This is a genomic window from Hymenobacter coalescens, from assembly GCF_054783195.1.
In genome coordinates, this window is the sequence record NZ_BAAGRA010000019.1 from 415,990 (window position 1) to 437,938 (window position 21,949).

At 65.7% G+C, this 21,949-nt stretch carries 14 protein-coding genes; 9 read left to right on the forward strand and 5 right to left on the reverse strand.

Going from position 1 to position 21,949, the window contains the following annotated elements; translation table 11 throughout:
- Nucleotides 1–14 precede the first annotated feature (14 nt).
- The gene (locus ACYVKQ_RS18200) at nucleotides 15–2,321 is read left to right on the forward strand and encodes an FG-GAP-like repeat-containing protein (protein WP_460676778.1); all 2,307 of its coding nucleotides are present in this window, start codon (nucleotides 15–17) and stop codon (nucleotides 2,319–2,321) included.
- A gap of 91 nt (nucleotides 2,322–2,412) precedes the next feature.
- On the opposite strand, the gene ACYVKQ_RS18205 is transcribed toward ACYVKQ_RS18200, so the two are convergent.
- The 3 genes from ACYVKQ_RS18205 to ACYVKQ_RS18215 form a co-directional block, all read right to left on the reverse strand.
- Nucleotides 2,413–3,219: an amidohydrolase gene (locus ACYVKQ_RS18205; protein WP_460676779.1), complete on the reverse strand. Its 807-nt coding sequence runs from the start codon at nucleotides 3,217–3,219 to the stop codon at nucleotides 2,413–2,415.
- A gap of 157 nt (nucleotides 3,220–3,376) precedes the next feature.
- Nucleotides 3,377–4,537, reverse strand: coding sequence for a methionine aminotransferase (locus ACYVKQ_RS18210; RefSeq protein ID WP_460676780.1), 1,161 nt, complete (start codon nucleotides 4,535–4,537; stop codon nucleotides 3,377–3,379).
- Nucleotides 4,538–4,663: 126 nt separating this feature from the next.
- A complete protein-coding gene (locus tag ACYVKQ_RS18215) occupies nucleotides 4,664–8,071 on the reverse strand; it encodes a PAS domain-containing sensor histidine kinase (protein WP_460676781.1) in 3,408 nt (1,135 codons plus the stop codon).
- Nucleotides 8,072–8,258: 187 nt separating this feature from the next.
- On the opposite strand from ACYVKQ_RS18215, the gene ACYVKQ_RS18220 reads away from it, so the two are divergent.
- The 4 genes from ACYVKQ_RS18220 to ACYVKQ_RS18235 all read left to right on the forward strand — a co-directional run bounded on the left by ACYVKQ_RS18220 (nucleotide 8,259) and on the right by ACYVKQ_RS18235 (nucleotide 12,783).
- Nucleotides 8,259–8,654: a hypothetical protein gene (locus ACYVKQ_RS18220; RefSeq protein ID WP_460676782.1), complete on the forward strand. Its 396-nt coding sequence runs from the start codon at nucleotides 8,259–8,261 to the stop codon at nucleotides 8,652–8,654.
- A gap of 54 nt (nucleotides 8,655–8,708) precedes the next feature.
- Nucleotides 8,709–9,110: a hypothetical protein gene (locus ACYVKQ_RS18225; RefSeq protein ID WP_460676783.1), complete on the forward strand. Its 402-nt coding sequence runs from the start codon at nucleotides 8,709–8,711 to the stop codon at nucleotides 9,108–9,110.
- 52 nt (nucleotides 9,111–9,162) lie between these two features.
- Nucleotides 9,163–12,036: a hypothetical protein gene (locus tag ACYVKQ_RS18230; RefSeq protein ID WP_460676784.1), complete on the forward strand. Its 2,874-nt coding sequence runs from the start codon at nucleotides 9,163–9,165 to the stop codon at nucleotides 12,034–12,036.
- Nucleotides 12,037–12,207: 171 nt separating this feature from the next.
- Nucleotides 12,208–12,783: a fasciclin domain-containing protein gene (locus ACYVKQ_RS18235; protein ID WP_460676785.1), complete on the forward strand. Its 576-nt coding sequence runs from the start codon at nucleotides 12,208–12,210 to the stop codon at nucleotides 12,781–12,783.
- Between the two features lie 169 nt (nucleotides 12,784–12,952).
- Here ACYVKQ_RS18235 and msrA read toward each other — a convergent pair whose 3' ends face one another.
- A complete protein-coding gene (gene msrA / locus ACYVKQ_RS18240) occupies nucleotides 12,953–13,630 on the reverse strand; it encodes a peptide-methionine (S)-S-oxide reductase MsrA (RefSeq protein ID WP_460676786.1) in 678 nt (225 codons plus the stop codon).
- Between the two features lie 135 nt (nucleotides 13,631–13,765).
- Here msrA and ACYVKQ_RS18245 point away from each other — a divergent pair, with 135 nt between their 5' ends.
- Together ACYVKQ_RS18245 and ACYVKQ_RS18250 are read left to right on the forward strand one after the other, a co-directional pair.
- Nucleotides 13,766–14,362, forward strand: a complete 597-nt coding sequence (locus ACYVKQ_RS18245) for a DUF4136 domain-containing protein (RefSeq protein WP_460676787.1) — start codon at nucleotides 13,766–13,768, stop codon at nucleotides 14,360–14,362.
- A 103-nt stretch (nucleotides 14,363–14,465) separates the two neighbouring features.
- A complete protein-coding gene (locus ACYVKQ_RS18250; RefSeq protein ID WP_460676788.1) occupies nucleotides 14,466–14,861 on the forward strand; it encodes a hypothetical protein in 396 nt (131 codons plus the stop codon).
- A gap of 134 nt (nucleotides 14,862–14,995) precedes the next feature.
- On the opposite strand, the gene ACYVKQ_RS18255 is transcribed toward ACYVKQ_RS18250, so the two are convergent.
- A complete protein-coding gene (locus ACYVKQ_RS18255) occupies nucleotides 14,996–16,426 on the reverse strand; it encodes an MFS transporter (protein WP_460676789.1) in 1,431 nt (476 codons plus the stop codon).
- 71 nt (nucleotides 16,427–16,497) lie between these two features.
- Here ACYVKQ_RS18255 and ACYVKQ_RS18260 point away from each other — a divergent pair, with 71 nt between their 5' ends.
- Nucleotides 16,498–20,316, forward strand: coding sequence for an ice-binding family protein (locus ACYVKQ_RS18260; protein ID WP_460676790.1), 3,819 nt, complete (start codon nucleotides 16,498–16,500; stop codon nucleotides 20,314–20,316).
- 570 nt (nucleotides 20,317–20,886) lie between these two features.
- Nucleotides 20,887–21,879: a hypothetical protein gene (locus tag ACYVKQ_RS18265; RefSeq protein WP_460676791.1), complete on the forward strand. Its 993-nt coding sequence runs from the start codon at nucleotides 20,887–20,889 to the stop codon at nucleotides 21,877–21,879.
- Nucleotides 21,880–21,949: the final 70 nt, after the last annotated feature.

The following is a 21,949-nucleotide window of genomic DNA, read 5'->3' on the forward strand; positions in this document are numbered from 1 at the left end:
CTTACCACTGCTTTATGCTGCGTCGTCTACCCGCATTATTGGCCCTGCTGCTGCCGCTGAGCGCGGCCGCCCAAAGTCAGTTTGGCTTCGAATACCGCCCGGAGGCGGCCGCCGTTCAGGCCGGCGGCAATCCACTACCCCTGGCCTGGACCGGGGGGCTCAACAGTCCGCAGTATTCGCAGCTGGATCTGAACGGCGACGGGCAGAACGACTTGGTGGTGTTTGAGCGCGTGAACAGCCGCCTGCTGACTTTCCTGAGCGTGGCCGCGCCGGGCGGCGGGCGCCGCTGGCAGTATGCCCCCGACTACGAAAGCCTCTTTCCGCAGGACCTCAACAACTGGGTGCTGCTGCGCGACTACGACTGCGACGGCCGCCCCGACCTTTGGACGCAGGCCGGCCCGGGCGACATCCGCGTGTTTCGCAACGTGGCCGGCCCCGGCGGCCGGCCGCGCTTTCAGCTCGCCAGCGGCCTGCTCATGTTCGCCAACACGCCCACGTTCAGCGGCAACATCCACTTGAGCGGCTACGACATCCCGGCCATCCAGGACGTGGACGGCGACGGCAAGCTGGACATCCTCGGGTTTGACTACGGGGCCAGCACGCAGGTGCAGTACTACCGCAACGTCAGCGCCAGCTGCGGCGGGCTCAGCTACCGCTACGAGTCGCTGACCTGGGCCGGGCTGACGTTCTGCGGCGCCACCTGCACCGATTACGCCACCGGCGGCAACGCCTGCGCCCCGGTGCGCTCCACGGCTTCCGGCCCCGGGGCCAAGCCCAACGCCACCAACCACACCGGCGGTTACAGCCTGCTGCTGCAGGACTTCGACCAGGACGGCGACCAGGACCTGCTGCTGGGCCGCGACAGCTGCCCCGAGCTGGTGGCCATCCGCAACACGGGCACCAACGCCACGGCTGCCACCAACGCCGGCAGCGTCCTCACCACCCTGCCGGGCGGCATCGGCAGCGTAAGCCTGCCCAACTTTCCGGCTGCTTACGCCATCGACGCCAACCAGGACGGCAAGCAGGACCTGGTGGTGGCTTCGGGCTTGGTCAACAACTCCGACATGACGAGCATGCGCCGCAACGGCCTGCTCTTCGAAAACACCAGTGCCACGGCTGTGCCGGCCTACACGCGCAACGCTGCGCCCTTCCTGCAGGACCAGATGGTGGACGTGAGCGAAGCCGCCGCCACGGCCTTTGCCGACCTCGACGGCGACGGCCTGGTGGACATGCTCGTGGCCAACGCCGCCGACCAGTACGGGGCCCCGCTCTCCGATGGCACCTACCGCGCTACGCTGGCGCACTACCGCAACACGGGCACGGCGGCCCGGCCCGTGTTCAGCCTGGTCACCACCGATTACCTGGGCCTTTCGGCGCGCAACTTCCGCAACCTGCGCCCGGTATTCACCGACCTGAACCGCGACGGCGCCGTGGACCTGGCCTTTAGCGGCTACTACATTGGCGCCTCCTTCGTGTTCTACTACCTGAACACGGCCGCGGCCGGCCGGCCCGTGAGCTTCGATACCGCCCAACTCAACAACCTGAACGGAGTGGGAAACCTGGCCAAGACCACGCCCTGCTTCGCCGACGTGGACGCCGACGGTTACCTCGATCTGCTGGTGGGCATCGGCGCCAACCCCAGCGGGCTGAACTCGCCGCTGAGCTACTACCGCCGCAACCCCGCCCAACCCCTCAACGACGCCTTTACGCTGGTAAACAACGACTTTGGGCGCATTCGTACGGCCAACAACGAAAAGCCCAGCTACCTGGCGCCTGCCGTGGCCGACGTGGACCGCGACGGTACCCCCGACCTGATGGCCATCGACCACACCGGCACGCTGCACCTTTTCGCCAACTACCGTTCTCAGTCCGGCGTGTTCCTGGATCGTACCGATCTGCTGCTGAACAGCGTATCGGGCCAGTACGCGGTGTCGCGCCTGGGCGACAACATCGAGGCCCGCAACCACCTCGCCCTGGCCGACATCACCGGCGACGGCACGCCCGAACTGGTGGTGGGCACCGAGGCCGGCGGGCTGCTGCTGTACGGCGCCCGCAACGTGGTGACCACCGCCCGCAGCAAGGCCGCTGAGGCCCTGCCGCTGCAGGTGTTCCCGAACCCGGCCCAGGAGCAGGTGACCATTGAAACGCCCACGGCCACGCGCGTACTGCTGCGCGACCTGCTGGGGCGGCCCGTGCGGCACAGCGAAGCGCCGCTGCGGCGCCATCAACTGAACGTGCAGGGCCTGGCCGCGGGCGTGTATCTGCTGGAGGCCACGGATGCCGCCGGCCGCCGCGGCGTGCAGCGCCTCACGGTGAAGTAAGATACGCTAGTTGGCACCACGCAAACGGCCCCGGCAATTGCTGCCGGGGCCGTTTGCGTGTTGGAGGCCGTTCAAGTGCTTGGGCAGCCATTCACACCCTCACCATTTCGCTCGTCGTGCGCAGTTCAAACTCGTCGGCGTCGAGCAAGGCCGGGAAGCGGCTGCGATACGCTTCCAGCTCGGCCCGGCGCAGGGTGCGCGTAATGCCCGTAGCCTGGTTGCCCACCTCCACGAGGTATTCGCCCTTCATGTCGAGCAGCGCCGAGTCGCCGTCGTAGGGCTGGCCCTGCAGGTCGAGGCCCACGCAGTTCACGCCCATGGTGTAGGCCAGGTTTTCGATGGCGCGGGCGCGCAGCAGGGTTATCCAGGCCGTGCGGCGGGCGGCGGGCCAGTTGGCCACGTACAGCAGCAGGTCGTAGGGTTGGTGCATATCGTTGCGGCTCCACACCGGAAAGCGCAGGTCGTAGCAAATGAGCGGGCAGATGCGCCACCCGCGCCATTCTTCCACGAGGCGCTGCTGGCCCGCCGCAAATACTTCGTGCTCCCCGGCCATGCGGAACAGGTGGCGCTTGTCGTAGTGGCTGTACGAGCCGTCGGGGCGCACCCAGAGCAGGCGGTTGTAGAAGTGGCCGTCGTCGTCGCGGGTCATCACGCTGCCCGTTACCACGGCGTCGCGGTGGGCGGCCAGCTCACGCATCCAGGCCAGCGTAGGGCCTTCCGTGGGCTCGGCCCAGCGTTCGGCCTGCATGCTGAAGCCGGTGCTGAACATCTCCGGCAGCACAATCAGGTCCGTCGGAATAGATATCTCGGCAATGTGCGCGGCTAGGTCGGCGCGGTTGGTTTCGGGCGAATGCCACTTGATGGCTAGCTGAACGAAGGAAACGGTGAGGTCGGACACGGGGCAAGGTGGCGCTATAGGTGTTGTACTGGCATGATACCTAAACATTGGTAAAAAGCCAAAGATTAATGCGCAAAGTGCTAACCTTTGAAAGATCGGGCCGGTTCCCCCGAGCAGCGGCCTCGCCCCGACCTGCCGGCAGGTCGGGGCGAGGCCGCTAGGGCTTCTGGTGGCAGAAGCGGCGCAGGCGCTCGGCGGCGGCGCGCAGCGTGTCGTCCTGCTTGGCAAAGCAGAAGCGCACCAGCCCGTGGTCGGTGCCGTCGTGGTAAAAGGGAGAGACGGGCACCACCGCCACGCCGGCCTCGGCGGTGAGGCGGCGCGCAAACGCCACGTCGGCCTCGCCGGGCGCCAGCTGCTGGTAGCGGGCCAGCTGAAAATACGAGCCTTCCGAGGACAGCAGCTCGAAGCCGGTGCCCTGCATCAGCTCGCCGAACAGGTCGCGCTTCTGCTGCATGAACGCCGGCAAATAGTCGTAAGAGCCGGCGTCGTCGAGCACGTCGGCAATAGCCAGTTGGGCCAGGGTGCTCACGGCGAAAGTCACGAACTGGTGCACGCGGCGCACCTCGGCGCTCAGGGCGGCCGGCGCCACGCAGTAACCCACCTTCCAGCCCGTGGCGTGGTAGGTCTTGCCAAACGACGACACCACGAAGGCCCGCTCGCGCAGGGCCGGGTGCTGCAGGGCCGAGCGGTGCGGGCGCCCGTCGAACACCATGTGCTCGTACACCTCGTCGGAAAGCAGGAGCGCGGAGTTGCCGGCCAGCACATCGGCCAGCTGCTGCCAGTCGGCCTCGGTCCACACGGCGCCGGTGGGGTTGTGCGGGGTATTGACCATCACCAGGCGGGTGCGGGGCGTCAGGGCGGCCCGCACCCGGTCCCAGTCGGGGCGGAAGCCGGGCAGGCTGAGCGGCACGTACACCGGCCGGCCGCCCGCCAGCCGGATGGCCGGGGCGTAGGAGTCGTAGGCCGGTTCGAGCACCAGCACTTCGTCGCCGGGGTGCACCACGGCCGTGATGATGGCGAACAGGGCCTCGGTGGCGCCGCTGCACACGGTCACGTCGGTGGCTGGGTCGGGGGCCGGCACGCCATACACGCGGGCCGTTTTGGCCGCAATCAGCTCGCGCAGCCGCGGCAGGCCGGGCATGGGCGCGTACTGGTGCTGCGCGCCCTGCGCGTGCCGCACCAGGGCCTCGGTCAGCGCGGCGGGCGGGTTGAAGTCGGGAAAGCCCTGGGCCAGGTTGATGGCCCCGTGCTCGGTGGCCAGCTGCGTCATCACCGCGAAGATGCTGGTGCCGACGTCGGGGAGTTTGGAAGGTAGCAAGGGGGAGAGAAGAATAAGTCTGGGCTTCGGTCAGGCCGAGCACCGCGAAGCAGCTTGTTACACGCGGACGATTCGGGCCCACATGATAAGGCCCGGCGCAGCCCTAAGGATAACAAACGTACAATTTTACTCTACCCGGTGCCCATTTACGCCTCCCAGCAGCCGCACGCGGAACGTGGTGCCCTCGCCCGGCGTGCTTTCCACCTCCAGCTGCCCGCCGTGGGCCTGCACCAGGCGCTGCACCAGGTAGAGGCCGGTACCGGAGCCGGGCACGTGGTCGTGGAAGCGGCGGAACAGCTGAAACAGCTCGCCGCCGTAGCGCTGCAGGTCGATGCCCAGTCCGTTGTCCTGCACCGAGAGCACCGAATGGCCCTGCTCGTCGCGCTCGGTCCAGACGCGAATGCGCGGCGGGCGCTCCGGCGAGCGGTACTTTACGGCGTTGCTGATGAGGTTGTAGAGCACGCTCTGCAGGTTGGGCCGCACGAAATGGATGGCGGGCAGGGCCGAAAAGTCGGTTTCGACCACCGCGCCGGCTCCCCGGATCTGCTCGCCGATGCTGTGCAGCACCTCCTGGGTAAGCCGCTCCAGCCGCACTTCCTCCGGGGCCACCTGCATGCTCTGCTTCTGCACCTGCACCAGCGCCGACAGCTCCTGAATGGTGGTGTAGATCTGGTCGAGCGAATGCTCAAACATGGTCATCAGCACTGGCGTTTCGGGGTCGTCGAAGCGGGCCGAACGGGTCAGCTCCTGGAAGATGCCGGCCATGTTGTCGATGGGCTGGCGCAGGTCGTGCGAGGCCGTGTACACGAAGTTGTCCAGGTCCTGGTTGATGCGCAGCAGCTCGGCGTGGCGCGCTTCCATCTCGTGCTGAAAGCGCTTGTAGTCATCGATGTCGGTGCTGGTGCCGAACCAGCGCACGATGCGGCCCTCGGCGTCGCGCATGGGGCGGGCGCGGTGCAGGTGCCAGCGGTACTGGCCGTCGGCGGCGCGGCGCAGGCGGTTTTCCTGCTCGTGGTAGCGGCCGGCGCGCACGTTGTCGGTGAGCATCTGCAGGGCGGCGTCGCGCTCCGGCGCCGGTACCAGGGTACCCCAGCCTTCGCGCTGCACGTCTTCCAGGCCCAGGCCGGTGTACTCCAGCCAGCCTTCGTTGAGGAAGCTCACGGTGCCGTCGGGCTCCAGCGTCCAGACAAGCTGCGGAATGCTGTCGGCCAGAAAGCGGAACTCGGCCTCGGAGCGGCGCAGCTCCTGCTGCAGCTCGTGCAGCTCGTGGATGTCGGTGTTGGAGCCGTAGAGGCGCAGCACCTGCCCGTCGGCGCCGATTTCGGGCACGCCGCGCACTAGGTGCCAGCGGTAGTGGCCGTCGCGGTGGCGCAGGCGTACGTCCATGGTGTAGGGCAGACGGGCCTGCAGGGCCTGGGCCATGCGGTGCTGAGCCACGGCCAGGTCGTCGGGGTGCAGGGCCTGCACCCAGCCCCCGGCGGGCCCGAGCAGCGAAGGGTCGTGCGGGTCCTGGCCGGTGAGGCGGAACCACTGCGGGCTCAGGTAGTCGAGCACGCCCTGGGCATTGGCCGTCCAGATGATGTGCGGGATGCTCTGGGTAAGAAAGCGGAACCGTTCTTCCGAGCGCCGCAGCCGGTCGTTGAGGCCGCGCTGGTCGTGGATATCGGTGCTGGAGCCGTACCACTTCAGGATGCGGCCCTCCTCATCGCGCATGGGCGTGGCCCGTACCAGGTACCAGCGGTACTGCCCATTGGCGCCGCGCACGCGGTGCTCCACCTGGTAGTCCTGCCCGCTGCCGAGGCTGTGCTGCCAGTGCAGCAGCGTCGGGGCGTGGTCGTCGGGGTGAATGGTGTCCAGCCACGCCGTGCCGATAGCGTCGGGCGCCAGCCCGGTATATTCGTAATACCGCTGGTTGGCGTAGTCGAGGGTGCCCGAGGGCAGCGCCGTCCAGGCAAACAGCGGAACGGCGTTGGCCATGAAGCGGAGCTGCTGCTCGCTGTGGCGCAGGCGCTCGGCCAGGGCCTGCTGCTCGTGCACGTCGGTGAGGGAGCCGTACCAGCGGCTCAGGCGCTGCTGCGCGTCGAACACGGGCAGCGAGCGGGCCAGGTGCCAGCGGTACTGCCCGTCGTGCTGGCGCAGGCGCAGCTCGCTACTCCAGGCGGCGCGGTGGCGGCGCGCCCGGACAAAGGAGGACGCCACGGCCGCCAGGTCGTCGGGGTGGACGTAGCTGCGCCAGTCGCGGCCGCGCGTCGCCGCCGACACGCCGGTGTACCCGGCCCACTGCGGGCTCACGTACACGAGGCGGCCGGAAGGCGCCTGGCTGAAGCTGATCAGCGGCAGGGCTTCCGTCATGGCGCGCACCTGCTCGTCGCGGCGGCGCACGGCCGCCGATAGCCGCTCGTTGCGCTGCTGGGCCAGCACGCGCTCGGTGGCATCCACGGCAAAAAACAGCACGCCCTGCGGCTGGCCCGCCTCGGCAAACAGGGGCTGCAGCGTTAGGTCATAGTAGCGCCGTTCGGGCGGCTGGGCATCGGCGTGGTGCCAGGCAATGGCGCGGGCCTGCACGGCGGTGGTGCGGCCGGTGCGGTACGCGTCGTCGAGCAGGGCCGCAATGCCTTGTTCGCGCAGCTCGGGCACGGTTTCGGTGATGGACCAGCCCACGCGCAGGCGGCCGCCCAACAGCGCGAGGAAGTTGGGGGTGGCGAAGGAACAGAGGTGCTCGGCGCCGAACAGGGTGGCCACGTAAGCGGGCACCTGCCCGAGTATCTGCTGCAGCTGCCGGTCTTTGGCCAGCAGGCGCTGCTGCACGCGCTTGGCGTCGTCCACGTCGGTGCAGGTGCCCAGCCACTGGCTCACGCGGCCGTGGGCGGCGCGCAGCGGTTGGGCCTGCACCAGAAACCAGCGAAAACGTCCGTCCTGCCCGCGCAGGCGCAGCTCGGCCCGGTAGGCGGTACCGCTCTGCAACGCCTCGGCCCAGCGCTGGGCCGCCGCCGGCTGATCGGCCAGATGCAGCTGTGAGGTCCAGGCGGGGTCGGGTGCGGCCAGGCCGGCGTGCCCGGTATAGTCGAGCCAGCGCTGGTTGAAGTAGTCGGGCCGGCCCTGGGCATCGGTGGTCCAGACCAGCTGCGGAATAAACTCGCTCAGCAGCCGAAACTGCTCCTGCGGCCGCGGGGGCGGGGCGGGCGCAGCCGGCGCTTCCAGTACCAGCAGGTAGCGCAGCGGCTCTTCCGCCGCGGCGGGCACGGGCCGGACGATAAGGGAGAGCGGCCGCCCCGCAGGTGACTGCACCGCTACGGTGCGCTCCTGGCGCTGGCTATCCAGCGCCGCCAGAAGCCGGGCCCAGGAGTCCCCGGGGGCCAGCAGAGGCAGCACCGCCGGGGCCGCGGCCCCGAGCAGCGCGTGGGCCGGCTGGCCCACGCGCTGGCACATGGCCGCGTTGACCGCCGCCACCGTCTGGTCGGGCTCCAGCGCCAGGTGCGGCGTGGGTAAGGCATCGAACAGCAACCCGAAATCGGGGGCCTGAGGTGGGGGCATAACGGCGGGGAATACAAACGGACGACACGTCGTCTTCCTCAAAGATAGGCAGGGGCCGGGGGCCTTTCCGCTTCGGCTGACGGCTGTTTTTTGTGTTGGGGGAAATTTTCTGGCCTGGAACCCGAAAAACGTGTAACCCCGAATCCTGGCGCTACGTTATCATTCGATTGTCTTTTACCCTGCTTGTATGGCCGAGCGCCTGCTTTACCAAGACGCTGTCATCAGCATAGCCTACGATTACGCGAACGACTGGCTGTACACCGACTGGCAAGCCGATCAAAACCTGTTTACGGTGCAGGCCGGCGCGCTCAAGATGTTGGAGCTGCTGCGGCACGAGCGCTGCCGCAAGGTGCTCAACGATAACCGCCGCGTGCAAACCATCTGGTCCGACGCGTCCGAGTGGGGCGGCAAGGTGTGGTTTCCGCTCATGGCCGAAGCCGGGCTGGAGTATTTCGCCTGGGTGTACTCGCCCAACGTGTACAGCCGGCTGAGCACCGATCTGACGCTGCAACATACCCAGAAGCCCGTCGTAATGACCTTCGACAACCTCGACACGGCCAGTGACTGGCTGCGGCAGATGTAAGTTCCGCCGCGGGCATGGCCGGTAAGGATGCCTTTTTTCCTGCCCTCTGACGCCATGCTCCGTCTCTTACATCAGGATGCCGCCGTGGGCATCTTCCTCGACGAAGCCCACGACTGGCTGTACGTGGAATGGCAGCCGCGGCAAGACCCGCACACGGTACGCACGGGCTGCGCCACGGTGCTGGCCCACGTCCGGCAGCAGGGCTGCCGCCGCGCCCTCAACGACAGCCGGCTGGTCTGCACGCTCTGGGCCGATTCCGCCGAGTGGGTCGGAACCGAGTTTTTTGCGCAGCTCACGGAGGCCGGCCTCGAGTACCTGGCCTGGGTGTATTCGCACAGCATTTACGGACGCCTGAGCATCAGCCAGACGCTGGCGTACGCCCAGCAACCGACGATTCAGACGTTCGACGACTGTGCCGCGGCCGCGGCCTGGCTGCAAACCTGCCGCGTGGGCTAAGCCGCCGGCGCCGGTTGCAAATGCGGCGCCGGCGGGGCAGCTTTACTGCCTTATGGTTCGCTTCCCCGCCCTTTCCCTGCTGGCCCTCGCGCTCGGCGCCGCCCCGGCGGCCGCGCAGACGCTGCCCGTGCTCGATCAGAATCCGCCTTCCCTGCGCTGGCAGCAGGTGCGCACCCCCCATTTCAGCGTGCTGTACCCGGCCGGCTTCGAGGCGGCGGCCCAGCACACGGCCCAGCGGCTGGAACAGGCCCACGGGGCCGGCACCGCCTCGCTGGGCGTATCGGCGCGGCGCCTGACGGTGGTGCTCCAGAACCAGACCACCGTCAACAACGCCTTCGTGACGTTTTTGCCCCGCCGCGCGGAGTTTTTCGTGGTGCCGCCGCAGGACATGAGCCTGGGCACGGTGGACTGGCTGGACCAGCTGGTGGTGCACGAGTTTCGCCACGTGGGGCAGTTCGACAAGGCCCGGCAGGGCGTGGGCCGCGTGCTGGTGCCGCTGCTGGGCGAAGGCGCGCTGGGCGTGGCCTCCATCGGGGTGCCGCCGTGGTTTTTCGAAGGCGACGCCGTGGGCACCGAAACGGCCCTGACGCGCAGCGGCCGCGGCCGTATGCCCAACTTCGACGTGGGCCTGCGCGCCAACCTGCTCCGTGGCCGGCACTACTCCTACCAGGAAGCCGTGTGCGGCTCCTACCGCCACCAGGTGCCCAACTGGTACGTGCTGGGGTACTTCATGACCTCGTACCTGAAAAACCACTACGGCCCGGACGTGTGGGACCGGGTACTGGACCGTTACTACGCCTTTCCGTTCTACCCGTTTTCGTTTTCGCGCGGCATCCGCCGCACCACCGGCCTGCGGGTGGAAGAGCTGTACCAACGCAGCATGGCCGAGGCCGACTCGGTGTGGCGCGCCCAGCAGCCTGAGCAGCGCCTGACGGAAGCCCGCGACTTGGCCGGGCAGGCCAGCGAGAAGATTTACACCAATTACGAGTACCCGCAATACCTCAACGACAGCACCGTGCTGGCCCTGAAAAGCGGGCTGGGCGACATTGCGCAGTGGGTGCGCCTGGGCCGCGGGGGGCGCGAGCAGCGCGTGTTCGTGCCGGGGCTGCTGCACCTGCCCGAAGCGCTGAGCGTGGCCGCCGGCAAGGCCGTGTGGCCCGAGTATCAGCCCGACCCGCGCTGGGGACAGCGCATGTACACCGAACTGCGCGTGCTCGATCTATCCAGCGGCCAGCTCACGCGCCTGACCCGGCGTAGCCGCTACACGTCCGCCGCCCTCTCGCCCGATGGCCTCCGCCTCGTGGCTACCCAGACCGACGAAAGCTACCGCCACGCCCTGCTCATGCTCGACGCGCGCACCGGCGCCGTGCTCCAAACCCTGCCCAACCCGCAGAACGACCTGTACCTGCAGCCCCGCTTCACGCCCGACGGGCAGCGCATCGTGGCGGTGGTGCTCAAGCCCGGCGGCAAAACCATCGAACTGATCGACCCGCAGGCGGGCACGACGCGGGCCCTGCTACCGGTGGCCAACGTGAACCTGGCCAACCCTCAGCCCTGGCAGGATTATGTCCTTTACAACTCGCCGCAGGCGGGCGTCGACAACCTGTTCGCCGTGGACACCCGGCCCGGCGGGCAAACCTACCAGGTGACCAGCCGGCCGCTTGGGGCGTACCACGCGGCCGTATCGCCGGATGGCCGGCACCTGGCCTTCCACGATGCCCGGGCCCAGGGCAGCCGCATCGTGGAAATGCCCCTCGACCCGGCTACGTGGACGCCCGTGACGCCGCCCGCCGCCGACCCGGAGCGCCTATACTCCCGCCAGCTAGCCGCTACCGACCCCGGCGCCCCGCGCCTGCTGCCCCGCTTGGCGGCCGCCGATTCGGCGGGCCGCTTCCCGGTAAAGAACTACTCGCCGCTGGCCCACGCTTTCCGGGTATTCAGCTACGGGCTGATCCAAAGCCCCTCGGGCAACAGCCTGAGCCTGGGCATCCGCTCCCAGGATTACCTGAGCACCACGCAGGCCGTGGCGGGCGTGAGCTTTGATCAGGCCGAAAGCACCGCCGCTTTCTTCGGCGGGCTGAGCTACCAGGGCCGCTACCCGGTGCTGGACCTCGACATCGAGCACGGCGGGCGCAACGCGGGCCTGATCGTGGGCGGGCGCGAGTACCGCGACCAGTGGCGCTACACCCGCCTGACCACCGGCGTACGCCTGCCGCTCACGCTCACGCGCTCCAGAATGCTACAGGCCCTCACAGTGGGCCTGCACTACCTGCACGAAGAAGTGCGCGACTACGACCTGCCCGTGCGCTACCTCAGCGACCCGGGCCGCAATCAGCCGCTGAACGGCCTGCAAACGACGCTGAGCTACGTGCGGCAGCTGAAGATGAGCGCCCGCGACGTGGCCCCGCGCTGGGGCCAGAGCCTACTGCTGACCAGCCGCCTCACGCCCTTCGGCCGCGGCCTCGACGCTACGCAGTGGGGCGCCCTGGGCAGCCTGTACGTGCCCGGCATCGGCAAGCACCACTCGCTGCGGTTGCGCGGCGGCTACCAGTGGCAGAGCCAGCGCGAGTACCAGTTCAGCCCGGCCGTGTTTTTTCCGCGCGGTTCCAGCTACGTGAGCTTCGACCGCCTGGCGGTGGGCAGCGCCGAGTACCGTCTGCCCCTGGCCGACACGCACTGGGCGCTGGGGCGCTGGCTGTACGTGCAGCGCCTGAAGGGTTCGGCCTTCGCCGACGTGGCGCAGGGGCGCAACGTGGAAGGCCGGAACGTGGGCACCTACCACTACCGCAACGTGGGCGTGAGCGGTTCGGTGGTGTTCAACGTGCTGCGCCTGCGCACCCAGCTGGAAACCGGCCTGCGCGCCGTGTACAACACCCGCACCGGCCAGTGGGTCATCGAGCCGGTAGTGCTGGATATCGGCATCTAAAACAACGCACTGGTAGCCGGGGCCCGGGAAAGTAGACCGCCGCTCGGTAGAAATAATGCGTCAGAATGTAAGGGGGTTAGGGCACGGTAAATAGAAAATATTTGAGATGTCAAAATCCGGGAATGAGCCGGCTGCCGTAGGTCGCAGCACATTCATTCTCTCAACCTCTCCATGAAAAAGAATCTGTTTTCTCTGGCCCTGGTGGCCCTGCTCGGTGGCGTTTCGTACTCGGCTGCGGCGCAGTCGGCACAACTCTCGCCCAACAGCGTAATGGTGGGTGGTCAAGCCATGTTAGCAAGCAAAAACATCGTGGCCAATGCCGTCAACTCCGCCGACCACACCACGCTGGTAGCGGCCGTGAAAGCCGCCGGCCTGGTGGAAACGCTGCAGGGCAAAGGCCCGTTCACGGTGTTTGCGCCGGTCAACGACGCCTTCGAAAACCTGCCCGCTGGCACCGTGGATAACCTGCTAAAGCCGGAAAACAAAGCCGCGCTGACCAAGGTGCTTACCTACCACGTGGTGGCCGGCACCATGACTGCGGACAAACTTAAGGCGGCCATCAAAGCCGGAAAAGGCAAAGCGACGCTGAAGACCGTAAGTGGCGGCACGCTCACGGCCATGCTGAACGGCCCGCACAACGTGGTGCTGGTGGACGAAGCCGGCAACGTCGCCAGCATCTCGACTTACGACGTGCTGCAGAGCAACGGCGTGATTCACGTCATCGACAAAGTGGTGCTGCCCAAGTAAGCAGCGCCAAGTAGTGAAAAGCCGCCGTTGACTTTGTGGTCATCGGCGGCTTGCTTATTGAATTTTCCCAGGATGCTGACTTCGCGGGCATGACTTCGCCAAGGTAGCTCGCAGGCCCCCAACAGAAACGGCCCCAAGTGGGGCCGTTTCTGTTGGGGGCCTACCGAATTTAGGCGCCGGGCTTTTTGATCAGGTCCGGAAACTGCCGGGCAAAGTGGTTGTAGCGCGGCGTGGAGACGTTGCGGATGTAGGGATTCTCGGGGTGGTTCACGAAGTAATCCTGGTGGTAGCGCTCGGCCGGGTAAAATTCCTTGAACGGCACTACCTGCGTCACGATGGGGTTGGGGTAAACCTTAGCCGCATTGACGCGCTTGATTTCGGCCTCGATGAGCTGTTTTTCCTGCGGGGTGCGGTAAAAGGCGATGGAGCGGTACTCCTCGCCCGCGTCGGGGCCCTGGCGGTTGAGCGTGGTCGGGTCGTGCTGCACAAAAAACACCTTCAGCAGGGTGGCGAAGCTGATGGCTTTCGGGTTGTAGTACACCTGAATGGCTTCGGCGTGGCCGGTGCCGCCGCGGCCCACCTGTTCGTACGTGGGGTTGGGCACGGTGCCGCCCGCGTGGCCCGATATCACGGTGCGCACGCCCTTCAGGCTCTCGAACACGTGCTCGGCGCACCAGTAGCAGCCGCTGGCAAACGTGGCCACGGCCTCGCCGGGCAGCGGCTTGGGCAGCTCGGCAAAGCGGTGGTCTTCCTGCGGCGGAGCCGTGGCGGCGGGGGCGCCGCCGGAGCGGGCTTCGCAGCTGGCCGCGCCCAGCGCCGCCAGCAACAATACAAACAGCTGTTTCATCCTTGTCATAGTCATGGAGCTCAACATACGAGCGCGCAAATAGATTCGGATGCAGGCCCTGGGCCTACAACCAATTGGCGGCCGGCGGGGTAGGAGAAAGGCACTAGCATTCCGTTCAACCAACCGCACAACCTCATGACTCTGCGATTCTTAAGCGCCTTGCTGTTGCTCCTGGGCGGGCTCAGTGCCTGTTCGTCCGTCAACGTCGAGCAGCAGGCCAACGTCGACTACAGCCAGTACCGCACCTTTGCCTGGGCCGAAACCGAAGTGAAAACCGATAATACCCAGGGGCCGGCCCTGCGCAGTCAGCTGCAGGACGGCGTGCTGCGGCCGGCCATCGAGGTCGAGCTGGTCAAGCGCGGCATCACGCCCGTTACTTCGGGCCGCCCGGATTTGTACCTGACCTACCACCTCTACGTGGAAGAAGCCGAGCGCACCGTGGCCAACCCGCCCAACCCGGCCGTGCCGGTGAGCTACCCCTACTTGGTGAGCTACCGCGGCGCGCTTATCCCGGTCAATTACACCTACTGGTACCGCGCCCCCAGCGGCTACCGCACCGAAACCTACCAGGAAGGCATGTTGGTGCTGGACTTCATCGACGCGAAAACCAACAACATGATCTGGCGCGGTTCGATGATGGACGCCGTCAACAACCCGGCCCGGGCGGGTGAGCGGTTTGCCGAATCGGCCCGCGACATCCTCGACAAATTCCCGGTGAAAGAGCAGAAGTAAGCGGCCGACCGGCCCGGCTGCGAGGCCGCGCGAGCGGCTTGCGGCCGGGCCGGGTTGCTTCCGCTACCTTCACGCCGCCGCTTACTTTCCGCACCCCGCCCCAATGGCCCTGAACACGCTTTTTGAAAACGCGCACGTGAGCATTGCCTACGATTACGCGAACGAGTGGCTCTATGCGAACTGGACGGGCGACCAGGACTTTGACACCGTACGCGAAGGCTGCCTGCAGCTGCTGGCGCTGGTGCGGCAGGAGCGCTGCCACAAATTGCTCAACGACAACCGCCAGGTCACCAGCATGTGGTCGGATGCGGCCGACTGGGGCGGCAAGGTGTGGTTTCCGCTCATGGCCGAAGCCGGGCTGGATTTTTTCGCGTGGGTGTATTCGCCCAATTACTACAGCCGCCTGAGCACCGACCTGATGATGAGCCACGCCACCCGCCCGCTGGTGCTGGCCTTCGACGACATCAGCACCGCCCGCGCCTGGCTGCGGCAGATGTAGAAGCAATAAAAAGGAATGAGAAAGGAAGAGGCCACCGTTGTAAACACGCTGGCCACGTTCCTGCAGCAGCATAAGCAAGAATGAGGAGGGAAGGAGCGGCCGAAACCCGGACCCGTCTCTTCCTTCCCCATTCTTCATTCCTCCTTGATCTTGGACGTGTATTTCGTATCGGCCATGCGCCAGTACACCAGCAGGGAGCAGGCCGCGCAGGCGGCCACGTACCAATAATACGCCGGCTCGATGCCCCAGCTTTTGGCTTGCAGCGCGCCCCATTCGGCCGAGCCGCCGAAGATGGCCACCGTCAGGGCGTAGGGCAGGCCCACGCCGAGGGCGCGGATGTGCGTCGGAAACAGCTCGGCTTTCACCACCGCGTTGATGGACGTGTAGCCGCTCATCACCACCATGGCCAGCACCAGCAGCCCGAAGGCCGCCCACGCATCGGTGGTGCGCGCCAGCAGCGTGAGCAGCGGCACCGTGCCCAGGGTAGCGCCCACCCCGAAAAACAGCAGCACCGGGCGCCGCCCCACGCGGTCGGAGAGGGCGCCCATGAGCGGCTGCAGCACCAGGGCCACGGCCAGCGCCCCAAACGATACCTGCGCCGCCTGCTCGCGGCTGAAGCCGGCCGTATTGACGAGAAACTTCTGCGCGTAGGTGGTGAAGGTGTAGAAGGCAATGGTGCCGCCCAGCGTCAGGCCCACCACCGTGAGCACCTCGCGCGGGTGGCGCAGCAGCACGCGCAGCTTGCTTTCCGTCACCACGTCTTCGGCAGTGGCTGCCTGCTCGGCAAAGGCGGCCGTTTCGGCCATGTGGCGGCGCAGCTGCAGCGCCACCAGCGCCGCGCCCGCCCCGACGGCAAAGGGGATGCGCCAGCCCCAGCGCTGCAGCTCGGCAGGCGTAAGCAGCTGCTGCAGCCCGAGCTGCACCAGCAAGGCCAGCAGCTGCCCGGCCAGCAGGGTCACGTACTGAAAGCTGGAGTAAAAGCCGCGGTGGCGGGCGTCGGCCATTTCGCTCAGGTAGGTGGCCGAGGTGCCGTACTCGCCGCCCACGCTCAGCCCCTGCAGCAGCCGGGCCACCACCAGCAGCACCGGCGCGGCCACCCCGATCTGCTCGTAGCCGGGCGTGAGGGCAATCAGCAGGGAGCCGCCGCACATCAGCAGCACCGAGAGCAGCAGGGCGGCTTTGCGGCCGTGGCGGTCGGCGTAGGCGCCCATCAGCCAGCCGCCCAGGGGCCGCATCAGAAAGCCCACCGCGAAGATGGCCGCCGAGTTCAGCAGCTGCATCGTCAGGTTGCCCTGCGGGAAAAACACCGGCGCGAAGTACAAGGCGAAGGCCGAGTACACGTACCAGTCGTACCACTCCACCAGGTTGCCGATGGAGCCGCTGACGATGGAGCGGAGGCGCGAGGCTACGCGGGGCGGAGGAGTCATACGGCCTGGAAGCAATCCAAAATGAACTATATTGACGGGCGCGTTGGCCGTTGGTGGCTCACAGCAGACTAATTTGCTGGCAGCCGCGAGGTGCCCGCGCAGCCAGTGTGAATTACCGAGAATTTCCCGTTCACCCATACTTTTTTGGCCTATGAAAACCCTTTTACTCGCCTGGCTGCCGCCTCTTGGAGGTTACCCCCACCCCCGCAATGGCTGCTGTTAGCCGGCCGCTGGTAAGCCCACCCACCCGGGTGCTGCCTGCCGCTGCCGATGGCTACGCCTTATTGGCGGGTGGTTCCATCACCGCAAGCCCGGAGGCCGTGGCTGCCGGCAATGCCGGAGCCGTCGGCGGTTTGGGCTCGTCGGTGCGGGCAAGCGGTACCGCCCTGAGCGGCAGTGCCGCTCAGGCGGTGGTGGCACAGCTGGTGCAGGCACGGCAGGAATGTGCCGCGCATCCGGCCGATGCGTTGGCACCAACGCTGGATGGGCAAACCGTTGCTCCCGGTCATCACTTGGTGAGCGGCTCGGCCGCGCTGACGACCGGTAGCGTGCTGCAGCTCACGGGTGATACCGCCGACGTAACGGTCATCCGGATTACAGGCGACCTGACGGTAGAAGCCGGTGCGGCCGTGCTGCTGGCGCAGAATCGCCCCGGCAATGTGTATTGGGTGGTCGATGGCCAGGTGCAGCTTCAGGACGGCGCGGCACTGCCCGGCGTGGTGCTCGGCGGCAGCGACATAGGCGTGCAGGGCCGCCACTACGGCAGCACGGCGCTGCTGACCGAAGGCAGCATTACCCTGACCGACTTGGATGCCCTGGAAGGCACGCAGGTGTTTTATGCGCCCAACCAGCAACTGGGCCAGCGCATCGGGCCGTGCCCGGCCACTGACGCATGCGCGATAAACCGGGTAACCAATGGAAGCTTTGAGGACGGCACCGGTTGCCCGTTTTTGATGGGCAGCTTCGGGTACCAAAGCATCGCAGCGCTCGTCTGCGCGTGGTACAACCCGGATACAAACCCGGGCTGGCAAGGCGGCTCGCCGGATTGGTTTCACCGCTGCGCCACTGGGCTGGACGTGCAGGTGCCGGTCAATCGCCTCAATACCAGCGCCACCCCACGCCAACCCCGCTCGGGCGACGCATACGCGGGGGTGTACAGCGTCTTGGGCAACGGGCGCGAATATATTCAGCAGCGCTTAGGAGCACCGCTGCAAGCCGGGCAGCAATATTACGCGGAGTTTTATGTGAGCCTCGCGCCGGCCTCACGCCGCACGGCCCTTGGGTTGGGCATGGCTGTTACCTCTACCGCCCCCGTGGTTCCAATTACGGGTAGCCAAGTGCTCAGTCATCTGACCCCGCAAATTACCAATGGCAATATGCCCTTGCCCACGGGTGTTAACCCCAGCTGGACCCGTATCGGTGGTACATTTACGGCTGCCGGTGGAGAGCAATACATTACCATCGGCAACTTCCTGCCGGATGCGGTAAACGGCACCAATACGCTACCGCAGAATGGCCCTGGCATTACCGGAGTGCCAGTAGATGGGGCTTACTATTTCATCGAAGACGTATCCATCGTGCCAATCCGCGCCGAGAGCTTTGCCGTGACTATTCCTTGCAGCCAGAGCCAAGCGGTTATTGGGCAGCAATGCCTGAACCTGCCACCTGGCTACGTTGCCCAATGGTCGCCCACGACCGGCCTGGGGCAGCCCAACGCCACCAGCACCACGGCGGCCCCTGCGGTGCCCACTACTTACACGCTAACAGTAAGCGCGGGCGGCCAAGCCGTGCAAACCTACGCTTGGAACGTTACTCCGCTTCGCTCTGCTTCTACCACCCTTGGCTCGGCCGGCGCACCCACCACGCTGAACGCCAATGGCGGCACAATTACTTACTCCGGTAACTACCGGGTACTGGGCGAACTGGTGCTCACCAACGGTATCTTTGAACTGACCCCTGGGACGCGGTTTTGGATGGATATTCCCCTGCAGCCCAACGGAGAGCCCAGCAGGGGCATAGTGGTAGGCGCCAACGCTACTTTACGGCTAAACAACGCCACCATCGAAGCTTTTTGTACCGATTTCTGGCGGGGCATTCAGCTGGATGGGCTGTCGCCTAACACGCGCCTAATCATGGAAAACAACAGTACCATCGCCGATGCTAAGTATGGAGTGCTGGCCGAAAAGCCTACCACGTACCCCTCGTATGACACGTACTATTCCATCAGCAACTCCACTTTTCGCAACAACCTTACTCATGTTTTTGATGAATCGGCCCACTTGAGCGCAGCCACCTCCTCTGTAATCAGTGGAAGCAGTTTTGTCTCTACTGCCAATCAGATGCTGTCACCTTATTCTGGACTGCATACATACGAAGCGCTGCACCTCGCGCCTTTCAACAGTACGGACGGTTCAGTGCTCGTAAGCCAGAACAGCATCGATCAGGCAGTATATGGCATCGTCAGCAACGAGCCGGACCGCAGCCGGGTACATATCACCGGCAACCTTATGCAAAACATTTACTCGATAGGTATCTGGCTATGGAACAACCATTCCAATGAGTGCAACAACAACAGCATTTACCTGAACCCTGAAAATCAGCTTACCTCCCCGCAAATTGCTTACAACTCGCCCGCAACAGGCATCTATTGCGGGTCCAGTGGCTTCGGGACCGGCATCAGCAACTTCAACTACGTGTACGGCGCCACGCCCGGTGCCTATCCCAACCCGCGACCCCAGATAGGCACCGTGGCGGGCCAAAACCAGCGGGTGGAGAAAAGCTATTTCTTTAACCTGGACGTGGCCATGCAAACCCAAAGCGGCCGGCCCACGCTGATTGGCAACCGTGCCATCAACTGCGGGCAGGGCGTGCAGATAGGCCCGGCCACCTACAGCACCGACAACGTGACCATCCGTTGCAACAGCTTTAGCCGCACGGCTACCAATAGCCTCTACAGCTGCGGCATCGTGATTCCCAGCGGCAGCAGCCAGAACGCCCCCATCGGCTCCAGCAGCCAGCCGGCCGGCAACTTGTTCAGCAACATTCAGGAACCGCTGCGCAACGATGGACCCGTCCCAGTCACGTACTGGCGGTATAACTCCAGCCAGGAGAACGTATCCGGGACCGGGACTACACCTCCGCTTGTACGGACTAATATTACTTTATCCCCTGTCAACGCCTGCCGGAATCAGACCTACACCGCCGGCGTCAACGCGGCGCGAGGAACCACCGGTGGAAACCTCGCCTTCGTTCAGGCTCTCATGGATTCGGTGCTGCGGCGCAATGCCCGGCATTTCCGGCTGAAGGATTACCAGGGCGAGATTGTGCGCTACTTTGCCGACCGCAACGACCTGGCTGCGCTGGAGCCTTACCTGAACCGGCTGGAAGCAGCCAACCCGGAAGCGCACCGCTCCATCGGCTTGGCCATGCTGGCCATTCACCGCCAGCAGCGCAACGCGCCGCGTGCCCAGTGGGTGCGGGCGCAGCTGCTGCGCGCGGCCGCTCAGGACGCCGAAGTACGCACCCAGATAAAGTTTTCCGAAGTGCTGGTCAGCCTAGCCGAGCGCCCGGTACGCCCGGGCCAGCGCCTGCTGGCTGCCGACAGCGTGGCCCTGCGGCAGGTGGCCATGTCGGGCAGCGATGTAGCCGAAGACGCTGCCATCTGGCTGCGCTACTACTACCCTCAGGCCCTGCCCACCGATAGGCCGGCCCCATTGCGGCCGGCCGCCACCGCCACGACCGAACAGCTAGCCGCTACCCCCTCCACGCACTTGGACGGAGCCAGCCCCAACCCGGCCAGCACGGAGCTGACCGTGCACTATGCGCTTGGCAGCGAGGTACGCCGGGCGGAAGTGCAGGTATACAGCCTGCTGACCGGCAAGCGCGTGCTTACCCAAGCGCTGCCCGCTCAAATAGGCCCTGGACAGCAAGCGCTTAACCTGCGGGGCTTGCCCCCTGGCCAGTACAGCTACCGTCTCATGACGGACGGACGCACTGGCCCGGCCAAGCATCTCATCATCGCCCGATAACTAGTGCAACCCCGACTAGCCCATGTTGGGCTAGTCGGGGTTGCCTTTGATGCCATGCGTGCATTCGTCATTTTTGCTATGCTAATCCTAGCGGGTTGGCATAGTACCGCTCAGCAATTGACGCGCGATAGAGTTTACACTGCGGTAAGCAGTTTCGAGTTTGGGCCCAGCACTGGACTAGTTAACGGCAACGTTTTGACGTATACAGTAAAACGTCTGCCACGCGACCCGAATTATTTTCAGCGCAGCATCCGGCTTAATCGTCAATTAGATACGCTTACCACACCTATAATTTTGTATAGGCTATATCCAGGGCTTATATATAAATCATTGTCAAATGGATATATTGCTCCGTTTGGCTCTCCAGGCAATACAAGTCTGGACGTGCAAAAAATAGCTTTAGCACGCTACCGCAATGATTATTCATTGTCTTGGTCGCGACGGTACAACTTTTACAACGGTCAGCAAGAAATATCTACCGGTCTGCTGTCCACGCCGAATCATTATTTTTTCTCTGTCTATGCTGAAACGAACACCCGTACCAGGTTTTCACTGGCCAAAACGGACACGATGGGAAACCTGCTGTGGGCCAAAGCATACGGGTGGAACGGCGGTGATTTTATAGCCGACCTGAAGTTTACCCGGCAAGGCAACATCCTGATGATGGGCGTCGCCGCGTCCGGCCTGGACTGGGACTTGAAGCTGCTGCTGGTCAATCAGCAGGGCGACTCGCTCAACGCCTTACATTACGCGCCGCTGGGGCCGGGCCGTACCGTTGGGTCAGCGCTGGCGGCCAACAGCCTGTTTCCGCTTACGGATGGTGGCTTTCTGGTGCTCACCGGCATTGACTCGGTGAACCTGCCCTACCTGCCGCTGGCCGTCAAAGTAGATGCGCAATTGCGCCCGGTCTGGACGCGGGTGGAGCGCTACGTGCCGCCGCGCTCGGCCGGGCCGGCCGCCCGCTACGGCAGCGCCGTGGAGCTGGCCGATGGTTCGGTGCTGGTGCTGTGCTACTACCTCAGCACGCCTGCCACCGAGGACCGCCCCTTTTACCTGCTGCGCCTGGACGGGGCCACCGGCCGGCTGCTGCAGCGCCACGAGTTCCGCAGCACGGTGTGCAACCGCATGCGAACCGATTACTTGATTGCCGACGGCGACAGCGCCGCTTACGTACTGGGCCTGTGCTCAGCCGGGCTGAGCGGGGCGGCGGTGCAGGCTCCGTACGCGGCGCGCCTGAGCCTGCGCGGGCTACCGGCCGTGGTAACGGCCGCGACCGGCCCCCCGCCGCCGGAGGGCCCGGCGCCGGGGCTGGGGGCACCCTACCCCAACCCGGCCAGTGGCACCGTGCGCGTGCCCTACCGCCGGGCGGCGGGCACGGCACCGGCGGCGGTGCTGCTGCTCAACGCCCTGGGCCAGCGCGTGCGCGCCGTGCCGGTGCCGGCCGCCGCGCGGGGTCAGGTGGAGCTGCCGCTGGCCGGGCTGGCGGCCGGGGTGTACTGGCTGCGCTACGAGCAGGACGGGGCACCCGTCGGGCCGGGGCGCCGGCTGCTGGTGCAGCCGTAGCACCGCCGTAAAAATTTGCCAGTGGATAGCGGACACGGTCGGCTGTATTGGGTTTGAGGGATACCCTATT

Excerpts from the sequence above, each read along its gene's own strand:
- ACYVKQ_RS18200 (WP_460676778.1), top strand. The coding sequence starts at position 15 with ATGCTGCGTCGTCTACCCGCATTATTGGCCCTGCTGCTGCCGCTGAGC.
- ACYVKQ_RS18215 (WP_460676781.1), bottom strand. The coding sequence starts at position 8,071 with ATGCCCCCACCTCAGGCCCCCGATTTCGGGTTGCTGTTCGATGCCTTA.
- ACYVKQ_RS18220 (WP_460676782.1), top strand. The coding sequence starts at position 8,259 with ATGGCCGAGCGCCTGCTTTACCAAGACGCTGTCATCAGCATAGCCTAC.
- ACYVKQ_RS18225 (WP_460676783.1), top strand. The coding sequence starts at position 8,709 with ATGCTCCGTCTCTTACATCAGGATGCCGCCGTGGGCATCTTCCTCGAC.
- ACYVKQ_RS18230 (WP_460676784.1), top strand. The coding sequence starts at position 9,163 with ATGGTTCGCTTCCCCGCCCTTTCCCTGCTGGCCCTCGCGCTCGGCGCC.
- ACYVKQ_RS18235 (WP_460676785.1), top strand. The coding sequence starts at position 12,208 with ATGAAAAAGAATCTGTTTTCTCTGGCCCTGGTGGCCCTGCTCGGTGGC.
- msrA (WP_460676786.1), bottom strand. The coding sequence starts at position 13,630 with ATGAAACAGCTGTTTGTATTGTTGCTGGCGGCGCTGGGCGCGGCCAGC.
- ACYVKQ_RS18245 (WP_460676787.1), top strand. The coding sequence starts at position 13,766 with ATGACTCTGCGATTCTTAAGCGCCTTGCTGTTGCTCCTGGGCGGGCTC.
- ACYVKQ_RS18250 (WP_460676788.1), top strand. The coding sequence starts at position 14,466 with ATGGCCCTGAACACGCTTTTTGAAAACGCGCACGTGAGCATTGCCTAC.
- ACYVKQ_RS18255 (WP_460676789.1), bottom strand. The coding sequence starts at position 16,426 with ATGGGTGAACGGGAAATTCTCGGTAATTCACACTGGCTGCGCGGGCAC.
- ACYVKQ_RS18260 (WP_460676790.1), top strand. The coding sequence starts at position 16,498 with ATGGCTGCTGTTAGCCGGCCGCTGGTAAGCCCACCCACCCGGGTGCTG.
- ACYVKQ_RS18265 (WP_460676791.1), top strand. The coding sequence starts at position 20,887 with ATGGGAAACCTGCTGTGGGCCAAAGCATACGGGTGGAACGGCGGTGAT.